The sequence below is a fragment of the Mycobacteriales bacterium genome, assembly GCA_035690485.1.
In the GTDB taxonomy this organism is placed as follows: domain Bacteria; phylum Actinomycetota; class Actinomycetes; order JAFAQI01; family DASSKL01; genus DASSKL01.
The window spans coordinates 104,233-123,630 of record DASSKL010000008.1; the positions used below are offsets into that span (position 1 = coordinate 104,233).

General features: G+C 72.7%; 15 protein-coding genes. 8 read left to right on the top strand and 7 right to left on the bottom strand.

The window, feature by feature from the left end:
* Position 1: 1 nt before the first annotated feature.
* On the bottom strand, positions 2–2,977 hold the full coding sequence (locus VFJ21_01535; protein HET7405805.1) for a bifunctional [glutamine synthetase] adenylyltransferase/[glutamine synthetase]-adenylyl-L-tyrosine phosphorylase: 2,976 nt from the start codon (positions 2,975–2,977) through the stop codon (positions 2–4).
* Positions 2,978–2,980: 3 nt separating this feature from the next.
* Positions 2,981–4,321, bottom strand: a complete 1,341-nt coding sequence (gene glnA, locus VFJ21_01540) for a type I glutamate--ammonia ligase (protein ID HET7405806.1) — start codon at positions 4,319–4,321, stop codon at positions 2,981–2,983.
* Positions 4,322–4,429: 108 nt separating this feature from the next.
* Between glnA and VFJ21_01545 the strand changes: the two genes are divergently transcribed.
* Together VFJ21_01545 and VFJ21_01550 are read left to right on the top strand one after the other, a co-directional pair.
* Positions 4,430–5,023, top strand: coding sequence for a hypothetical protein (locus VFJ21_01545; protein HET7405807.1), 594 nt, complete (start codon positions 4,430–4,432; stop codon positions 5,021–5,023).
* Positions 5,024–5,032: 9 nt separating this feature from the next.
* Complete coding sequence (locus VFJ21_01550; protein ID HET7405808.1) at positions 5,033–6,805, top strand: NAD+ synthase; 1,773 nt, start codon at positions 5,033–5,035, stop codon at positions 6,803–6,805.
* Positions 6,806–6,819: 14 nt separating this feature from the next.
* On the opposite strand, the gene npdG is transcribed toward VFJ21_01550, so the two are convergent.
* Complete coding sequence (npdG, locus tag VFJ21_01555; GenBank protein ID HET7405809.1) at positions 6,820–7,494, bottom strand: NADPH-dependent F420 reductase; 675 nt, start codon at positions 7,492–7,494, stop codon at positions 6,820–6,822.
* 208 nt (positions 7,495–7,702) lie between these two features.
* On the opposite strand from npdG, the gene VFJ21_01560 reads away from it, so the two are divergent.
* The gene (locus tag VFJ21_01560) at positions 7,703–8,710 is read left to right on the top strand and encodes a hypothetical protein (GenBank protein HET7405810.1); all 1,008 of its coding nucleotides are present in this window, start codon (positions 7,703–7,705) and stop codon (positions 8,708–8,710) included.
* Between the two features lie 33 nt (positions 8,711–8,743).
* Here the strand turns inward: VFJ21_01560 and VFJ21_01565 are convergent, their stop codons facing one another.
* From VFJ21_01565 to VFJ21_01575, 3 genes are all read right to left on the bottom strand, one after another.
* Positions 8,744–9,367 carry a DedA family protein gene (locus tag VFJ21_01565; GenBank protein HET7405811.1) on the bottom strand — a complete coding sequence of 208 codons (624 nt, stop codon included), beginning with the start codon at positions 9,365–9,367 and terminating at the stop codon, positions 8,744–8,746.
* Positions 9,368–9,612: 245 nt separating this feature from the next.
* Positions 9,613–10,803, bottom strand: a complete 1,191-nt coding sequence (locus tag VFJ21_01570) for an MFS transporter (GenBank protein ID HET7405812.1) — start codon at positions 10,801–10,803, stop codon at positions 9,613–9,615.
* Positions 10,800–13,757 (bottom strand): glycoside hydrolase family 38 C-terminal domain-containing protein, encoded by a 2,958-nt coding sequence (locus VFJ21_01575; protein ID HET7405813.1) that lies wholly within the window; start codon positions 13,755–13,757, stop codon positions 10,800–10,802. Before VFJ21_01575 ends, VFJ21_01570 begins: the two co-directional genes overlap by 4 nt.
* Positions 13,758–13,781: 24 nt before the next feature.
* On the opposite strand from VFJ21_01575, the gene VFJ21_01580 reads away from it, so the two are divergent.
* Together VFJ21_01580 and VFJ21_01585 are read left to right on the top strand one after the other, a co-directional pair.
* Positions 13,782–13,973 (top strand): hypothetical protein, encoded by a 192-nt coding sequence (locus tag VFJ21_01580; GenBank protein HET7405814.1) that lies wholly within the window; start codon positions 13,782–13,784, stop codon positions 13,971–13,973.
* Between the two features lie 32 nt (positions 13,974–14,005).
* On the top strand, positions 14,006–15,241 hold the full coding sequence (locus tag VFJ21_01585; protein HET7405815.1) for a serine hydrolase domain-containing protein: 1,236 nt from the start codon (positions 14,006–14,008) through the stop codon (positions 15,239–15,241).
* A 28-nt stretch (positions 15,242–15,269) separates the two neighbouring features.
* Here the strand turns inward: VFJ21_01585 and VFJ21_01590 are convergent, their stop codons facing one another.
* A complete protein-coding gene (locus VFJ21_01590) occupies positions 15,270–17,207 on the bottom strand; it encodes a S9 family peptidase (GenBank protein ID HET7405816.1) in 1,938 nt (645 codons plus the stop codon).
* 216 nt (positions 17,208–17,423) lie between these two features.
* On the opposite strand from VFJ21_01590, the gene VFJ21_01595 reads away from it, so the two are divergent.
* Genes VFJ21_01595 through VFJ21_01605 form a run of 3 tightly spaced genes read left to right on the top strand, consistent with a single transcriptional unit; the run spans position 17,424 to position 19,397 of the window.
* Positions 17,424–17,963: a M15 family metallopeptidase gene (locus tag VFJ21_01595; GenBank protein HET7405817.1), complete on the top strand. Its 540-nt coding sequence runs from the start codon at positions 17,424–17,426 to the stop codon at positions 17,961–17,963.
* Between the two features lie 37 nt (positions 17,964–18,000).
* Positions 18,001–18,930, top strand: a complete 930-nt coding sequence (locus VFJ21_01600) for a TIGR03621 family F420-dependent LLM class oxidoreductase (protein HET7405818.1) — start codon at positions 18,001–18,003, stop codon at positions 18,928–18,930.
* 35 nt (positions 18,931–18,965) lie between these two features.
* Entirely contained in the window at positions 18,966–19,397 is a 432-nt protein-coding gene (locus VFJ21_01605) for a VOC family protein (protein HET7405819.1), read from the top strand.
* The last annotated feature ends 1 nt before the right edge of the window (position 19,398 follow it).

Sequence of the window (19,398 nt, forward strand, 5' to 3'; positions counted from 1 at the left end):
GTCAGCCGTAGAAGAGCCGCTCGACGACCGTGCGCGCGTGCCGGGTCACCCGGCGGTAGTCCTCGACCAGCTCGCCGCCCGACTCGCCCGGCCGGCCGACCAGCCGCGCGACCCCCGAGAGCACCCGGCTGTCGCTCGGCACGGTGTCGGAGGGCCGGCCGCGGACGAGCATCACGGCGTTGCGGATGCGCGACGCCGTCCGCCAAGCGTCCTCGAGCACCTGCGCGTCGGCGCCGTCCAGCAGCCCGGTCTCCCGGGCGACCTCCAGCGCACGCAGCGTCGAGGTCGTGCGCAGGGCGGGCACGTCGTGCGCGTGGCGCAGCTGCAGCAGCTGAGAGGTCCACTCGACGTCGGAGAGCCCGCCGCGCCCGAGCTTCAGGTGCAGAGCCGCATCGGCACCGCGCGGGATGCGTTCGGACTCCATCCGCGCCTTGAGCCGTTTGATCTCCCGTTCGGCCGCGGCGTCGAGCCCTTCGGCGGGGTAGCGCAGCGGGTCGACCAGTGCGGCGAACCGGGCGCCGAGCTCGGCGTCACCCGCGACGAAGCACGCGCGCAGCAGGGCCTGGCTCTCCCACACCGACGACCAGCGCCGGTAGTACTCCGCGTAGGAGGCGAGGCTGCGCACCAGCGGCCCCTGCTTGCCTTCCGGCCGCAGGCCCGCGTCGACGACCAATGGCGGATCGGGCGCGGGCACCGCGAGCAGGCGGCGCATCTCCTCGGCCACGTCGTGCGCGGCCTGGGTCGCCGCCGGGTCGTCGGGGCCGTCGTAGACGAACAGCACGTCGGCGTCGCTGCCGTAGCCCTGCTCGCCGCCGCCGAGCCGCCCCAGGCCGATGACCGCGAGCCGCACGCCGAGCGCCCGCCGGCGATCCCCCGCCACCTCGCGCAGCGCCGTGTCGAGGGCCGCGGACAGCGTCGCCGCCACGACGTCGGTGAGGGCCGCGCCGACCTGCTCGACGTCGAGCCGTCCCAGCACGTCGGCGCTGCCGATGCGCACCAGCTCCTGACGGCGCAGCCCGCGGGCCGCGGCGACAGCGCTCTCCCAGTTGTCGTTGCGGCGCACGGCGGAGAGCAGCTCCGCCTCGAGCGCCTCGCGCGGCCGCGGCGTGAGCTCCTCCTCGTCGGCGAGCAGCGCCACCGCGGACGGTGCGCGGCCAAGCAGGTCGGCGACGAACCTGCTGGTGGCCAGGAGCCGCGCCAGCCGTTCGGCCGTGGCGCCCTCGTCGCGCAGCAGCCGCAGGTACCACGGCGTGGACCCCAGCGACTCGCTGACCTGACGGAAGGACAGCAGCCCCGCGTCAGGGTCGGGCGCGTCGGCGAACCAGCCGAGCATCGCCGGCAGCAAGGTGCGCTGGATCGCGGCTCGTCGACTGACGCCGGTCGCCAGCGCCTCGATGTGACGCAAGGCGGCGGCGGGATCGGCGAAGCCCAACGCCTCGAGCCGGTGTCGCGCGGCATCGGTGGTGAGACGGGTCTCCTCGGTCGGCAGCCGGGCCACGGCCGAGAGCAGCGGCCGGTAGAACAGCTTCTCGTGCAGCCGCCGGACCTCGCGGGCATGGGTCGCGCGGTCCTGCTCGAACTCCGCGACCGGGTCGCGGCGGTAGCCCAGGGAGCGTGCCAGCCAGCGCAGGTCGCGCCCGCCGGTCGGCACCGTGTGGGTACGCCGCAGCCGTTGCAGCTGCAGCCGGTGCTCCGTCGTACGGAGGAAGCGGTAGGCCGCCGCCAGCGCACGCGCGTCGTCGCGACCGACGTAACCGCCGTCGGCGAGGGCCGCCAACGCCACCAGCGTGGTGCCGCTGCGCAGCGACTCGTCGCCGCGGCCGTGCACCAGCTGCAGCAGCTGCACCGCGAACTCCACGTCGCGCAGGCCACCCGGACCGAGCTTGATCTCGCGGTCGGCCTCCGCACGCGACACGTGTTCGACGACCCGCCGCCGCATGGCCTGCACGTCCTCGACGAAGTGCGGCCGCTCCCCCGCCGTCCAGACCAGCGGCCGCACTATGTCGGCGAACTCACGTCCGAGCGCAAGGTCGCCGGCGACCGGCCGCGCCTTCAGCAGCGCCTGGAACTCCCACGTCTTCGCCCACCGCTTGTAGTAGGCCTCGTGGCTGGCGAGCGTGCGGACGAGCGGCCCCGCCTTGCCCTCGGGTCGCAGCGCCGCGTCGACCGGCCAGATCGCCCCCTCGGCGGTGATCCGGGAGCAGGCCCGCATCATGCCGCGGGCGAGCAGCGTCGCGGTCCGTAGCGCGGCGTCCTCGTCGACGCCGTCGGCGGGTTCGGCGACGAAGAGCACGTCGACGTCGCTGACGTAGTTGAGCTCCCGGCCGCCGCACTTGCCCATGCCGATGACCGCGAGGCGGCAGGGGACGGCGTCGTGGGGCAGCTCCGCGTGGGCGACGGCCAACGCCGCCCGCAGCACCGCAGCGGCGAGGTCGGCAAGCTCGCCGGCGACATCCTCGACGGCCAGCCCGGCCGCGATGTCGCGGGCGGCCAGGGTCAGCAGCGCGCGGCGGTAGGCGACCCGAAGGGCGTCGTAGGTCGCCGGCGACGCGTCCCGTGCGGGCTCGTCCGGGCCCGCGGCGCCGACCGCCGCGAGCAGCTGAGCCTGCAGCCCCAGCACCGTGGGCCGGCTGGCGAGCACCGCGTCGTCGACGAGGACCTGCCAGTCTCCGGGGTGCCGGACCAGGTGCTCGCCGAGCGCGCTGCTGACACCGAGCACGCCGGTGAGCCGCCGCCGAAACCCCCCGTCGGCGCGCAGATGCTGCCGCAGGTCGGGACCGCTCGCCGCCTCGACGATGCGCACCAGCGAGGCGAGCGCGACGTCGGGGTCCGCCGCGTCGGCGAGCGCGTCGGCGACCGGCCCGTCGGGCACCAGCCCGACCGACGTCAGCAGCTGCGCGGCGCGGTCGGGGTCGAGGAAGCCGGCCCGCGCCAGCGCTCCCTCGTCGGTGGCGCCACGGCCGAGCTCGGCGGCCACCCGTCAGAGCACCGGCAGGTAGCGCTCGAGCTCGAACGGCGTGACCTGCTGCCGGTAGTCGTCCCACTCCGCCCGCTTGTTGCGCAGGAAGAAGTCGAAGACGTGCTCACCGAGCGTCTCGGCGACCAGCTCCGAGCGCTCCATGACCGAGATGGCCTCCGACAGCGACTGGGGCAGCGGCTGGATGCCCAGGGCGCGGCGCTCCGGGTCGGTCAGAGACCAGACGTCGTCCTCGGCCCCGTCGGGGAGGTCGTAACCCTTCTCGATGCCCTCGAGCCCGGCCGCCAGCAACACGGCGAAGGTCAGGTAGGGGTTGCACGCGGAGTCGGGCGAGCGCACCTCCACGCGAGTGGCGGCGTCCTTGTGCGGCTTGTACATCGGCACCCGCACCAGCGCCGAGCGGTTGTTGTGGCCCCAGCAGATCCACGCCGGAGCCTCGCCGCCGCCGAACAGGCGCTTGTAGGAGTTGACCCACTGGTTGGTCACCGCGGTGATCTCGGCGGCGTGGGTCAGCAGCCCCGCGATGAACGCCTTGCCGGTCTTGCTGAGCATGTAGGGGTCGCTGGCCTCGTGAAACGCGTTGCGATCGCCCTCGAACAGCGACAGGTGCGTGTGCAGGCCGCTGCCGGGCTGGCCGGTGTAGGGCTTCGGCATGAACGACGCGAAGACGCCCTGCTCGATCGCGACCTCCTTGACGACCAGCCGCAGCGTCATCAGGTTGTCGGCGGTGGTCAGGGCGTCGGCGTAGCGCAGGTCGATCTCCTGCTGTCCCGGCGCGACCTCGTGGTGGCTGAACTCCACCGAGATGCCCATCTGCTCGAGCATCGTGATCGCGAGCCGCCGGAAGTCGTGGCCGAGATCGTGCGGCGTCTGGTCGAAGTAGCCGCCGGCGTCGATCGGCGCGGGCAACGACGCGTCGCCGTTGGGGCGTTGCCGCATCAGGAAGAACTCGACCTCGGGGTGCGTGTAGAAGGTGAATCCCAGGTCGGCCGCACGCTGCATGGCGCGCCGCAGGACGTGGCGCGGGTCGGCGTACGACGGAGTGCCGTCCGGCATCAGGATGTCGCAGAACATCCGCGCGGTGCCGGGGTGCTCGACCCGCCACGGCAGCACCTGGAACGTCGACGGGTCGGGTCGGGCCAGCATGTCCGACTCGTGCACCCGGGTGAATCCCTCGATCGCCGACCCGTCGAAGCCGATGCCCTCCCCGAAGGCGCCCTCGAGCTCGGCCGGGGCGATCGCGACGGACTTCAGGAAACCGAGCACGTCGGTGAACCAGAGCCGGATGAACCGGATGTCGCGCTCCTCGATCGTGCGGAGCACGAACTCCTGCTGCCTGTCCATGGCGGCAGCGTACGGCCGGAAGATGTCAGCAGTGTGTCGCCACCCGGCTACCCCGAAGCGCTCCTAAACTGCGGGCGCCCCTGCCTGGCTAGTCCTGGAGTGCACCCTTTGCTCCGCCTTCCCCGGCTCGGCCTGCCCATGGTCGCGCTGCTGGTGAGCCTGCCGGTCGTCGGCGCGCTGGCGATCGGGTGCGCGAGCGACAGCGACGCCGGTGCCCAGAGCGGCGGCCGCGCCGCGAAGCCGCTGACCTCGGTCGGGTGGTCGTCGTTCACCTACCCCTCGGCCTGCTTCACGACCGGCAGCCCGGAGCCGGTGCCCGTGCACGGCGGCAAGGCGACCGGCCCCGACGGCATCATCACGATGAGCGTGGCCGCGCCGGTCTTCGGTGACGTCAACGGCGACGGGGTGCCCGACGCCGCGATCACCTACCGCTGCATCGGCGCGAACGCGAGTCCTGACACGCTGCTGGTCTACGTCGCGACCGAGGCCGGTCCTCGGCTGGTGGCCACGCTGCTGCGTGGGCAAGAGATCTACGTGCAGCAGATCCGCCCGACGGGCACCGGCCTGACCGTGACCGGCATCGGCTACAGCGCCGGCGCGCCGCACTGCTGCCCCGACGAGAACGTGCGCCTCGACTACCGCTGGTCGCATGGCGGTCTCGTGCTCGACCGGCAGCAGCGCACCCCGCGACCTCAGTCATAGGGTCTTGCCGTGGCCCAGCTGCGTCTCGCGCTCGCCCAGATCGACTCCTGGGTTGGCGACGTCGAGGGCAACAGCGAGCGGGTGCTGCGCTGGGCGCGCCACGCCGCCGAGCAGGGCGCGCACCTGGTGCTGTTCCCCGAGATGATGCTGACCGGCTACCCCGCCGAGGATCTCGTCCTGCGCCGGTCGTTCGTCGACGCGTCGCGCGCCGCCGTCGAACGGCTGGCCGCTCGGCTCGCGCAGGCCGGCCTCGGCGAGCTCGCCGTCGTGGTCGGCTACCTCGACCGCTGTGCCGATCCGGTGCCGCGCGTCGGCCGCCCGGCCGGGGAGCCGCAGAACGCCGCGGCGTGGCTGCACCGCGGGAAGGTGGCCGCCCGCTACGCGAAGCACCACCTGCCCAACTACGGCGTCTTCGACGAGTTCCGGTACTTCGTGCCCGGTGAGCACCTGCCGATCGTGCGGCTGCACGGCGTCGACGTCGCCACCACGATCTGCGAGGACCTGTGGCAAGAGGGCGGCCCGCTCGTGGTCGCCCGCGATGCCGGTGCCGGCCTGGTCGTATGCATCAACGGCTCGCCGTACGAGGTCGACAAGGACGACGCCCGCTGCGCGCTGGTCTGCCGGCGCGCCGCCGACGCCGGCATCACGATCGCCTACGTCAACATGGTCGGCGGCCAGGACGAGCTGGTCTTCGACGGCGACTCCGTCGTCGTCGACCCCGACGGGCGGATCCGGGCACGGGCACCGCAGTTCTCCGAGGGCTGCCTCGTCGTCGACCTCGACCTGCCGGCCGCCTCCAGTGAGCTCACCGGGCCCGTCGACGCCCGGGATCGCACCGACATGCACGTCGAGCGGGTGACGATCAGCAGCGACCCCCTCCCGCCGTTCCCGCCGCTGGAGGCCGCGGTGGCCCCCCGGCTGAGCACCGAGGCGGAGGTCTACGCCGCGATCGTCACCGGGACCCGCGACTACGTCGAGAAGAACGGCTTCCGCTCGGTCGTGCTCGGCCTGTCCGGCGGCATCGACTCGGCCCTGACGGCAGTCATCGCCGCCGACGCGCTGGGTGCCGACAAGGTGCACGTCGTCGGCATGCCGAGCCGCTACTCCAGCGAGGGCTCGGTCACGGACGCCGAGGACCTCGCGGCCCGGGTCGGCCTGCCCTGGACGATCGTCCCGATCGGCTCCGTGGTGTCGGCGTACGACGTCGCGCTGGAGCCGACGGGCGGGCTGCACGGGCTGGCCGAGGAGAACTTGCAGGCCCGCGTGCGCGGCGTGCTGCTGATGGCGCTGTCGAACGAGCACGGGCACCTGGTGCTGACAACCGGCAACAAGAGCGAGCTCGCCACCGGTTTCTCCACGCTGTACGGCGACTCGGCCGGCGGGTTCGCGCCACTGAAGGACCTCTCCAAGACGTGGGTCTACCGGCTGTGCCGGTGGCGCAACAAGCTGGCCGCTGAGCGCGACGAGGTCGAGCCGATCCCGGAGGCGATCATCGTCAAGGCGCCGTCGGCCGAGCTCGCCCCGGGCCAGGTCGACGCCGACCGGCTACCGGACTACGACGAGCTCGACGCGCTGCTCGACGACTACGTGGGCCGCGACATGGGCCGCGCGCAGCTGCTCGCCGCCGGGCACGACCCGGCCACCGTCGACCGCGTGCTGCGCCTCGTCGATCTCGCGGAGTACAAACGCCGGCAGTACCCCCCAGGGCCCAAGATCACGTTGAAGGCGTTCGGCCGCGACCGCCGCCTGCCGATCACCAACCACTGGCGCGATCTTCCCTGACGCACAGCCGCCGGCTACACGTCCGTCACGCGGATGCCGGCGTGCGCCTTGTAGCGGCGGTTCATCGCGATGATGTTGGCGGTCAACGCCTCGACTTGGTGAGCGTTGCGCAACCGGCCGGCGTAGACGCCGCGCACCCCGGGGATCCGCGCCGCCAACGCCTGCACCAGGTCCGTCGCCTCCCGGTCGTCACCGAGGACGAGCACGTCAAGATCGACCGCGTCGACCTCCCGGTCGAGCAGGAGGACGGCCGACACGTGGTGGAAGGCCGCAACGACCCGGCTGTCGGCGAGGATGCCCGCGGCCTGCTCGGCCGCGCTGCCCTCGGCCGGCTTCAGCGCGTGCGGTCCCCGGTCGTCGAAGCCGATCGGGTTCACGCAGTCGATCACGACCTTGCCGGCGAGGGCTCCCGCCAGGTCGCGCAGCAACGCGTCGTGCCCCTCCCACGGCACCGCGACGATCACCACGTCGGCCCCGGCGGCGCAGTCGGCGTTGGCCGCGCCGACAACGTCAATGCCCGCGTCACCCTCGCGCAGCTCGGCCGCAGCCTGCTCGGCCCGCTCGGCGCTGCGGCTGCCGATCACGATCCGGTGCCCGGCGAGCGCGAGCCGGCGACCCAAGCCACGCCCCTGGTCGCCGGTGCCGCCGAGGATGCCGATGGACAGGCCGGACACGTCGGGTGCGGTCACGCGGTGCCTCCGGGGCGTCGGAACGATGGGCTGCTGGCCACCGCCATCCTTGCGCAGGCCTGGGGTGCGCCAAGCGGCCGGTCGGCGTACGCTCGGAGCGCACGTGATGCCGGATTTGTCCGCCATCGTCCCCGAAGGCAGGAACTCCGCGCTCGCCGCCGAACAACGTGCGTAAACACCCAGCGAGATCTGAGACGGGAGGGGCGCCATGTGGCCGCGGCACCGGTCGGCACGACCGCAGCAGCATGACGCCCCCGAGTCCCCGGCGGTCAGCGAGCCGCTCGCGATCGACGACGAGCGCGTCGCCGAGCTGCTCGACGACCTGGCCCAGCTGCGGCTGTTCGTGGCGACCGACCTGTCGGTCGCGGCCGGCGCGGCAGACGCCGGCGCCTACGAGATCGCCGCCGACGTCATCGACGCCGGCCGGGAAGAGCTCTCGACGTTCGAGGCCCGGATCCTGGCCCGCATGCACGCCGAGCGGCTCGTCGGCGCGGTCGCGCTCCCCGAGACCGCGGTGCCCGAGCAACCGAGATCCCGGTCGCGCCGGCTGACGCGGCTGCTGCTGGTCAGCCCGGCCCTGCCCGCCGTGCCGGTGCTCGCAGCGACTGCCGCCGCGGCCGCCGTCGCACTCGGTGCGATCCACGTCCCGGGCACCGGTCCGGACACCTCCTCCCCCGCGGCTGGGGCGCGCGTCCATGCGGCGACGGCGAGCTGGGACTACTTCCACCAGATCGCCACCGGCGACGCCAGCGCATCCGCCGTGATCGCCGCCGGGCAGCGGCTCCACGCCTCGCTGGTGTCGTTGATCGACGCGTCGGGCGACGACCCTGCCAAGGCCCAGCAAGCCCTCGAGCTGCTCGCCAAGGAGCGCGACCTGCTGCTGAGCGATCTTCCGCCCGGCGGTCAGGTCGTCCTGGCGCAGGCCGACAACCTGGTCCTGCAGCTTCGGCAGCGCCTGCCGCGCCTGCCGCAGGTGATCGCCCTGCCGTCGAGCAGCCCCAAGCCCAGCGACACCCACATGCGCAGTACGACGACCCAGCGCACCGACACCCGGCCGGCACCCGCGCCCACCGGGGCGCAGCCGGCGGCGACCACGTCACCGGCCGCGTCGCCCAGCCCGTCGGCGAGCCCCTCCCCGAGCGCGTCGCCGAAGCCGACGCCCGACACGTCGCCGAACTGGGGACCGCTCCCCCCACCATCTAACTTCGGCAACTGACCCGTCGGCTTCGGCGCCGAGACCGGGTCAGATCTAGGGGGCGGTGATCTGTGAACGCCTGCGCCACCGGCGTACGGCGAGGTAGCCGACGAGCAGCAGCACGACGACGCCGGCGAGGACCGCGCCGCCGACGGTGAGGTTGTGCGAGAGCTGGCGCCACCCGGTGCCGGCGAGAAACCCGAGGCCGACGGAGCCGCCGGCCCAGATGACGCCGCCGGCGACGTTCCAGGTGACGAACGTGCGGTAGTGCATTCCCGCCATGCCGCAAAGCCCGGGCACCAGCACCCGCAGGGCCGCGGTGAAGCGGCCGACGAAGACCGCCTTACCGCCGAGGCGCTTGATCGCGGCCTTCGATCGAGCGACGTGATCGGGCTTGATGACCCGCTGGGGCAGCCGGCCGAGAAGCGTGTCGCCGTAGCGGCGGCCGATGGCGTAGCCGATGCTGTCGCCGATGATCGCGCCGAGGACGGCGACGACGATCACGGCCGTCAGCGAGGCGTTGCCCTGGAAGGCCGCGACGCCGCCGAGCAGGCAGGCGATCTCACCGGGAAAGACGAAGCCGACGAACGCGGACGCCTCGAGCGCCGGGATCAGGAACACCAGCACGTAGACCGCCCACGCGGGCACGTGCAGGATGTTCTCGGCCACCGCATCCATCGATCCATCCTGCCGTAGCCGGTGCCAGACTGGGGTCGATGAGCCCCTCGCGCACGGGCGTGACCCGCGGCCGGATGACGGCCGCGGTGCTGCTCTTCGTTGCCGCGGTGGGGGCCGTGCTGCTGGCGCTGGAGTTCTTCGCGACAGGGTTTGCCGGGCCTGCTCCAATCGTCCTGGCGGCAGGTGGCATGTGCATCGCGGCGGGAGTCGCCATGCTGCGCAACCCGCCGCGGGAACGCCGGCCGCTAGTGACGGCTACGGCGTACGAGCAGACCGGTCAGCAACGAGAGGACCTGGCCGGCGGCCACGAGGTAGAGCATCCCGCGCGAGCCGACCGCGCCGGAGACCGGGCCGGCGACGCCTGACCCGACGGCGAACGCCCCGATCTTCAGGCTGGCCGCGGTCGTGAACACCTGGGTCCGCAGGTGTTCGGGCGAGAGCTGCTGGCGCAGGTTGAGGGTGGCGGCGAGCACCGGGCCGTCGATGAGCCCGGCGACCGCGACCAGCGCGAGCGCCGCGACCAACGACGGGGCCGCACCGACGCCGGCCATCGCGGCGCCGAAGACGAGCAGGCCGGCGAGCACCGCCGGCTCGGAGCGCACCCGTCCCGCGATGCGGCTCCACGACACCGACCCGATCAGGGCGCCGACCGCGAACAGCGAGAACAGCCCGCCGCCCGCGGCCCGCTTGTGCCCGAGCGTCTCGGCGAGCAGGGGGAACGCGACGACGATGAGCCCGACCCACGCCTGGCTGACCGTGGTCGCGAACGTCACCGACCGCAGTTCGGGCACCCGGGTCAGCAGCCGCAGGCCGTCGCGCAGGGCGTGGGAGAAGCGGCCGGCCGCCGCGTCGTGCCGCACCGGGCCGATCGGCACCCGCACCAACCAGACCAGTGCGACGAGCGCCATCGTCGCCGTCGCCGCAACCGCCCATGCGGGGCTGACCGCGCCCGCGATCGTGCCGGCGAGCGCGGGCCCGGCAATCCCGGCGACGTTGTAGCTCGCCGCCTCCACGCCATAGGCCTGCGGAAGAAGCGGCGCCGGGACCAGCGTCGGGATCAGGCCGCTGAACCCGCCGGTCCGCACCGGGTAGGGCAAGCCGGCGACGACCGCGAGCAGCACGACGACGAGGTCCGAGAGGTGGCCGACCGCCGCCAGCAGCCCGAACGTCGCCGCCGACAGCACCAGCTGGTTGGCGTTGAAGACCGTACGCCGGTGGCGGGTGCGGTCGAGCCACGCACCCATGAGCGGCCCGGTGACGATCGTCGGCAAGGTGGCAGCCGCGACGGTCACCCCGGCGAGCTGCGCGCTCTGCGTGCGCGCCAGCACGAACAGCACGATGGCCACCGAGAACATCTCGCTGGCCAGCCGCGAGAGGGTGGCGGCGACGAACAGCGTGCGGAAGTCGCGCTCCCGCCACAAGGCGGAAGGGGTCACGTAAGCAGCAGGGTGCGGATCTCGAACGGGCGCAGCTCCACGTCGACCCGGTCGCCGGTCACGGGGATCGCCTCGCCGATCGGGCGTTCGAGCAGGTCTACCTCGGTCACCTCGGACACCGGCCACACGGTGCGCAAAGCGCCGCGACGGCGGCCGCCCAGCGACTCGTAGACACGGACCACGACTCCGTCGGACTCGTCCGCCCGCTTGACCGCCTCGACGACGATGCCCGGCTCGTCGATCTCGACCAGGCCGACCCGGACGGCGCGGTCACCGCCGGCCGGGCGTAGCACGATCGGCGCGTTGAGCGCGTAGGCCTGCGCCACGACGGGGCGCAGGTCGCCGGCGTGCGGCAGCAGCGCATGGCGCACCTCGCTGACACCACGGTCGGCAGCCGGGTCAGGCCACAGCGGCGCGCGCAGCAGCGACATCCGGATGACGTTGCCGCGCACGTCGTGGCCGTAACGCCCGTCGTTGAGCAGCGCCACGCCGAAGCCGTCCTCGGACAGGTCGATCCAGCGGTGCGCGCAGACTTCGAACCTGGCCGCGTCGTACGACGTGTCGCGGTGGGTCGGCCGCTCGACGTAGCCGAACTGCATCTCGCACCGCGCGCTGCGGCTGTGTACGTCGACCGGATAGGCGACCTTGAGCAGCCGGTGCTCCTCGTGCCAGTCGACGCGGGTGTGCAGGTCGACCCGAGGGGATCCCGCCGACACGGAGATCGTCTGCTCGACGCAACTGGCGCCGAACCGGCGGACGACGCGGATCGCGGCGCGCAGCGGCGTCGCCTCGACGACCTCCATGCTCTCGACCGCATCGACCGGCTCGGCGGTGTCCATCGTCCACGCGTCGATGTCCCAGGCGTCCCACTGCGCCGGCCGGTCGTCGAGCAGCTGCAGCACGTTGGCCGGGCCGGCGAGCGCCTCCCGACCGGTGGCGCGGTGCAGGACCGAGACGAGGTGCCCGGCCTCGTCGAGACGCACCCGCAGCAGACCGTTGTCGAGCAGCCGGTCGTCGACGGTGACGGGCGCGACGTCGCCCGGCGGGCGGGCATCGTCGGCGACGCTCGCGTAGCCGTTCGGCGGCACGTCGACCCAGCGGCCCTCGACCACCTCCCTCCGCGGGAAGGGGGCGGCGTTGAACGCGATCGTTTCGCCGTCGGCAGCAGCCGCGAGGTGCTGCTGCGCAGCATCGGTGAGCCGGTCGGTCTCGGCGCGGATCCGCTCGTAGTCCGCGAACGTGTCGCGGTAGACCCAGGCGATCGACGTGCCTGGCAGCACGTCGTGGAACTGGTGCAGCAGCAGGGACCGCCACAGCGCGCGCAGATCATCGGCCGGGTAGGCCGGGCCGCCGGCGCGAGACGCCGCGAGGCACCAGCGCTCGGCGGCCAGCAGCGCCTGCTCGAGCTGCCGGTTGCCCCGCTTGACCCGGGCGTGCGTCGTGTAGGTGCCGCGGTGCTTCTCGAAGTACAGCTCCTGGCCCCACACCGGAGCGTCGGCCGCGTCGCGCTCCGCGGCCTCCAGGAAGGCCCGGGCGGTGCCCTGCTCGACCCGCGGCAGCCCCTCGACCGATGCGAGCCGCCGGGCGCGCTCGAGCATCCCCTGGGTAGGGCCGCCACCACCGTCACCCAGCCCGTAAAGGAAAAGTGACTGCTTCGCGGTGCCGGCCGACGTCTCGTTGCGCTGCGCGGTCAGGATCTCGCCGACGTTCAGCACGCCGCTGTAGGTGTCACCGGGCGGGAAGTGCGCGAGCACTCGGCTGCCGTCGATGCCCTGCCACCAGAAGGTGTGGTGCGCGAACCGGTTGGTGTCGTTCCAGGACAGCTTCTGCGAGACGAACCACCGCACGCCGGCGAGGCGGAGCAGCTGCGGCAGCGAGGCGGTGTAGCCGAACGCATCGGGCAGCCAGCACTCCTGCACGTCGACGCCGAGCTGCTGCTGCCAGTAGCGCTTGCCCTCGACCAGCTGCCGGACCAGCGACTCGCCGCTGGGCACGTTGCAGTCCGGCTCGACCCACATCGCGCCGACCGGCTGCACCTGCCCGGCGGCAACCTGCTCGCGCAACCGCGCGAAGAGGTCCGGGTAGCTCTCCTGCAGCCACGCGACCTGCTGCGGCTGCGAGAGCGCGAAGTGGTAGTCGGGGTAGCGCGCCATCCAGGCGAACGCCGTGGCCAGCGTGCGCGCCGTCTTCCGCCGGGTCTCGCGGAAGGGCCACAGCCATGCGGTGTCGATGTGCGCGTTGCCGACGGCGATGACGCGGTGCGCGCCGGCGGCAGCGGGCTTGCCCAGCACGGACTGCATCGCCTGCGCGGCTTCGGCGGGCGCGGCACCGACCGCTGCACGCAGGGCGTCGCGTACGTCGTCGCGCTCGGGCTGCAGCCGGGCCAGGTCGCGCAGCAGCCGCAGGTCGCGGGTGAGCGCGCGCACGTCGTCGCGTACGACGGCCAGCTCGGCGACCGACACCGTGTAGAGCAGCGGCCCGCTCTGCACCCCGTCAGGCACGACCGCGCCCATCGCTACCGGGTTGGCCGCCGCCTCGAGCAGCAGGGTGACCCGCTCCCCCGCTGCTGCCGCATCGGTCCAGACGTACTCGCTGTGCCGCGGCGCGACACCGGTGACCGGCCGCCCGTCGCGCCAGAGCATCCCCTCGCCGGCGAAGCCGGTGGCACCGTCACCGATGACGAGCCGGACGACGACCGGCCGGCCCGCCCAGGCAGGCGGGATCTCGCCCCCGAGCCGGAACCACCAGGTGTCCCAGGCCGCCCCCCATTGCTCCCCCACGGAGAAGTCGCGGAAGGGCAGGCCCAGCGCGGCGTCGTACCCGATCGGCTCCCCGCCGACCGGCGCGGCCTGCAGCTGCAGCGGACGGCGGTCCTCGATCTCCAGGGCGGACCACTCGGTCAGCCGCGCCTGCACGGCTTCCATGAGCTCGTCGGCGAGGGGGTCGGCGGCCACAGAGGAGGACCGTACGCTGCCGGCGTGGACTTCGTGCGCGTTGTCTGCGTCGACGGGCCGCTGGCCGGTGCCCAGGTGTCGTTCCCGGCCGGCGAGCGGAAGTGCACGCTGCACGACCCGGTCGCGGGGCCCGTGCGCTACGAGCTCACCGGCAGCCTGTCCGGCCCGCTGCCGGGAAACCTGCAGACCGCTCGCTTCCTCGGACCCGGCGAGTAGCCTGGGCGCCTTCGCGCGCGCTGGGAGGCTGCATGACCGGGCTGAAGGTCGATGTCGACGCCGACGAGGTGGGCTTCGATCCGCAACGGTTGCAGCGAATCGACGCGCATTTCCGGACCTACGTGGACGACGGTCGGCTGCCCGGCTGGCTGGTGCTGGTCTCACGCGCGGGCAAGATCGCGCACCTGTCGACCTACGGCCAGCGCGACGTCGAGTCGGCGTTGCCGGTCGAGGAGGACACCCTCTTCCGCATCTACTCGATGACGAAGCCGATCACGTCGGTCGCCGCGATGATGCTCTACGAGGAGGGCGCGTTCCAGCTGACCGATCCGGTGAGCCGGTTCATCCCGTCCTTCGCGGACGTCCGGGTCTACACCGGCGGCTCGTCGGGCAAGCCGGTCACCGTGCCCGCCGTCGAGCCGGTGCGCATCTGGCACCTGCTGACCCACACGTCCGGGCTCACCTACGGCTTCCACTACGTGCACCCCGTCGACGCGATCTACCGGGCGGCGGGCTACGAGTTCGGGGCGCCACCCGGCATGGACCTCGCGGCGGCGTGCGACGGCTGGGCGGCGCTGCCCCTGCAGTTCCAGCCCGGCTCGGAGTGGAACTACTCCGTGTCCACCGACGTGCTCGGTCGCGTCATCGAGGTCGCGTCGGGCATGTCGCTCGACCGGTTCTTCGCCGAACGCATCTGCTCGCCCCTCGGCATGACCGACACGGCGTTCCACGTGCCGGAGGCGGAGCAGGACCGGCTCGGGGCGCTGTACGCCGTGCCCGCCGGGCAGCGCGAGAAGGTGCGCCACGACGCGATGGGCCGCACGGCTACCCGCCCGCCCCGGCTGCTGGCGGGTGGCGGGGGCCTGATCTCCACCGCCGCCGACTACCACCGGTTCACGCAGATGCTGCTGGGGTGCGGCGAGCTCGACGGCACCCGGTTGCTCGGCACCCGCACGGTCGCCTACATGACCCGCAACCAGCTGCCCGGCGGCGTCGACATCGAGACCTACGGCCGGCCGATCAACGCGGAGACCGGGTCCAAGGGCATCGGCTTCGGGCTCGGGTTCGGGGTCGTCGACGACCCGGCCGAGGTGAAGGGGTTGTGCAGCCGGGGCGAGTACCACTGGGGTGGGCTGGCCTCGACCGCCTTCTGGGTCGACCCGGCAGAGGAGCTGACGGTCATCTTCCTGACGCAGCTGATGCCGTCGAGCACCTACCCGATCCGGCCCGAGCTGCGCCAGCTCGTCTACCAGGCCCTGGTCGACTGATCGACCGACCTGCCTCGCGCCCCGCCGCTCAGTGTCGGGCGTGCCAGTCGATGACCCGGGTGACCTGGTCGATCGCCTGCGAGGGCGTCCGGCTGACGTGTGAGCCGCCGGGGTAGCGCACGTACTCCACCTCGACGCCGTGCAGAGTCAGTGCGGCGTACAGCTCGTCGGACTGCCCGATCGGGCAGCGCAGGTCTCCCTCCCAGTGCTGGATGAGCACGGGCGTGCGCACCTGCGGCACGTAGGTCAGCGGTGAGCGCTCGGCGAACACGGCAGCCTGGCGCCACGGGTCTCCGCCGAGCTGGTGCAGCGCGAACTCGTGGACGTCGGTGGTCCCCAGCATGCTGGTCTGGTCGAGGACGGGGGCGCCGACGACGGCGCTGCGGAAGCGGTCGGTGTGCCCGACGATCCAGCTGGTCATGAACCCGCCGTAGGAGTAGCCGCCGACGTGCAGCTGCTCAGGGTCGGCGAGCCCGCGCTCGACGACGTCGTCGACGCAGGCCATGAGATCCCCGTAGTCGCGCCCGCCCCAGTCCCCGACGCAGGCCTCGGTGAACCGTTGCCCGTAGCTCATGCTTCCGCGCGGGTTCGGCAGCAGCACGAGATGACCGGCGGCAGCGACCGACTGCAGGTTGGCGAGGTGCCGGCCACCGGGATGCACCCCGTGCGGGCCGCCGTGGATCTCCAGGTGCAGCGGTAGTCGCTTCTTGGCAGCGGCCGGCGGCCGGATGAGGAAGTACTCGATCTCCCAACCGTCGTCGGTGGTCACCGACGACCGCTGCACCGGGCTGAGCCGGATCTGCGCGCGGAACTCGTCGTTGACGCGGCTCACCATGCGCTCGTCGCCACCATCGAAGCGGGCGACGTAGATCTCGCTCGGCGCATCGGGCCACACCGCGCTGAACGCCACGATCTCGGCGCCGACGGAGAGGCCGTCGACCTGGCGATCGCCAGCCACCACGACGGTGGCGTCACCACCGCCGGGCGCGGCGCGGCGCAGCCCGGTCGCCCCGGCGTCGGTCACGAGGAACACCAGCGAGCCGTCGCCGGTCCAGGCGAACGGCGCCACCGGTCCGGCGATGGGCCCGGTGACCGGCCGGTCGAGGTGTGGCGCCACCTGCTCCGGCTCGCCGCCGTCCACGTCGACGACGAACAGCTTCTGGTCGCCGCTCCACATGCCCGCGGCCGTGGCGTGACCGATGAACGCGATCTTTCGCCCGTCCGGTGAGAACGACGGGAACGCCGCCCGCCCCCAGTTGCGGGTGAGCCGTCGGGGCCGGCCGCCGGTCGACGCGACGACCCACGCGTCGGTCTGGGCCTGGCGGTCGTCGCGACCGGCATCACGGTCCGAGGCGAAGGCGACCGCCGAACCGTCCGGGGACCACGCCGGCATGTCGTCGTGCCAGTCACCCTTCGTGAGCTGTCGGGTCTCCCCACTGGCGACGTCGAGGACGAACACGTGCCGCCGCCCGTCCTGCCAGCCGACGTTGTCGAGCCGTGCCGCGAGGCCCCGCACCACGCGCGGCGCCGCCTTCTCGACCGGCGTACGCTCCGCGACCGGTTTCGGCAGGTCGGTCGCGGTGACGTAGGCGATCCGGGTCGAGTCCGGCGACCAGGCCGGCTGGCTGACCGCGCCGTCATGACTCGTGACGGCGGTCGGGGCGCCGCCCCGGAGCGGAGCAAGCCACAGCTGGCCCGGCTTGCCCTCCTCGGTGATCGAGACATAGGCCACCCAGCGGCCGTCCGGCGACCAGCGGGGACTGTGATCGGACGGCCCGTCGGTGAACGCCCGCGGCGGCTCCGACCCGTCGACCGGCGCGACCCAGATCGAGGTCTGCGCCTTGTCGGTCTCTCGATCCATCCGGGTCTGGACCCAGGCGAGGTGCGTGCCGTCGGCGGACAGCTGCGGATCGCCCGCCGTCCCGAGCAGGTACAGGTCGTCGGGTCGCATCGGGCGTGGCGCCATGAGGCTCCCTCTCTGAAGGCTGCGGCCCATGATGGAGGCATGCGAGGGCGAGTACCGGCGCGGGTGGTCGCCGCCCTCGTTTTGGGGACCGCCCTCACGGCGTGCGGGACCTCGCCGTCCCCGACCGCAGCTTCCACGTCGACATCTCCGAGCCCGCCGGCTGCCTCCGCGCCCCGGCCGGCCGCTCTCCCGCCGTACGCCTGGACGTCAGGCTCCGTGACGGCCGCGGACCTGCCGCACTCCTGGCACGCGGGTTGCCCGGTCGGGCCGGACCAGCTGCGCCGCCTGCGGCTCGTCTACTGGGGGTTCGACGGGGCTGCCCACACCGGCACACTGATCGTTGCCGCCGACGTGGTGCCGGTCGTGGTGCGGGCGTTCGAGCGGCTGTACGACGCGCGCTTCCCGATCCGCCTCATGGTGCCTATCGACGCCTACGGCGGCAGCGACGACGCGTCGGTGGCCGCCGACAACACCTCGTCGTTCAACTGTCGCGACGCGGTCACGTCCGGGCCGCCGCACTGGTCGGAACACGCCTACGGAACGGCCATCGACATAGATCCCTTCGAGAACCCCTACGTGGAGGGCAGCACGGTGACGCCGCCCGGGGCGACGGCGTACGCCGACCGCTCGCGCATCCGGCCCGGCATGATCACACCCGGCAGCGTCGCCTTGCGTGCCTTCACCGACCAGGGCTGGGGATGGGGCGGCGTGTGGAACACGCCCGACTACCAGCACGTGAGCCGCAGCGGGCACTGACCCGGAAGGTGCGACCGTGGCGTCGCTACGCTGCCGCATGCGCCCCTTCAGGTTCGCCGTGCAGACCAGCCACGCCCCGGACATCACCACCTGGCGGCAACGCGCTCGCGACGCCGAGTCGATGGGGTACTCCACCTACTACCTGCCCGACCACTTCGGCGAGCAGTGGGGGCCGCTGGTCGGACTAACGCTGGCGGCCGAGGCGACCGAGCGCATCCGCGTCGGCTGGCTGGTGCTCGACAACGACTTCCGCCACCCGATGGAGCTCGCCAAGGAGGTGGCGACGCTCGACCTGGCCACCGAGGGGCGGGTGGAGTTCGGGCTCGGTGCGGGCTGGATGAAGACCGACTACGAGCAGTCCGGCATTGCGTACGACGACCCGGGGACCCGCGTCGATCGCATGGAGGAGAGCCTGCGGATCCTCAAGCGACTGTGGTCCGGGGAGCCGGTCGACTTCAAGGGCGAGCACTACACACTGGCCGGCGCCGTCTCGCACCCGAGGCCCTTCACGCGGCCGCACCCGCCGATCGTCGTCGGCGGGGGGTCGAAGCGCGTGCTGTCGATCGCCGCGCGGGAAGCCGACATCATCGGGTTCAACACCTCGCTGCGGTCGGGCGCGGCGGACCGGGCCGCAGCCGCGGCGGCCATCGCGCCGAAGTTCGACGAGCGCGTGCAGTGGGTGAAGGACGCGGCCGGTGACCGGTTCGAGGACCTCGAGCTGCAGTGCCACACGTCTTTCGTCGTGGTGACCGACGACCGGCCGGGTGTCGTCGACTCGATGGCCGGCGTCTTCGGGGTCTCGCCGGAGGAGGCGCTCGACGTACCGATCGTCGTCGTCGGCACGGTCGACGAGATCTGCGAGACGCTCCAGCAGCGCCGCGAACGCTGGGGCTTCAGCTACTGGGTCGTGTTCAGCGACTCGATGGCGGCCTTCGCGCCAGTGGTGGAGCGCCTCGCCGGCGCCTGACCCTCGTACGGCCTGATCGCAGTAGCGTCGCGCACGTGGAGCCACGGATCAGCCTCGTCACTCTCGGCGTCGCCGACCTGGCCAGGTCACGTGCGTTCTACGACGCGCTCGGGTGGCAGGGCCAGGAGGTCGAGGAGACCTACTTCGTGCAAGCCGGCGGCATGGCCCTCGTCTTGTGGTCGCGGGCCAAGCTGGCCGGCGACGCGGGCGTAGACGACAGCGGCGGCGGTGGCTTCGGCGGCATCACCTTGGCGCACAACGTGCGTAGCCGTGAAGCGGTCGACGAAGTCATGGCAGCAGCCCGCGAGGCCGGTGCGACCATCACCAAGCCGGCACAGGACACGTTCTACGGCGGCTATGCCGGCTACTTCACCGATCCCGACGGTCATGCCTGGGAGATCGCTCACAACCCGGGTTTCACCCTTGCCGACGACGGGTCCCTGACGCTGCCCGACTTCGGCGGCTGAC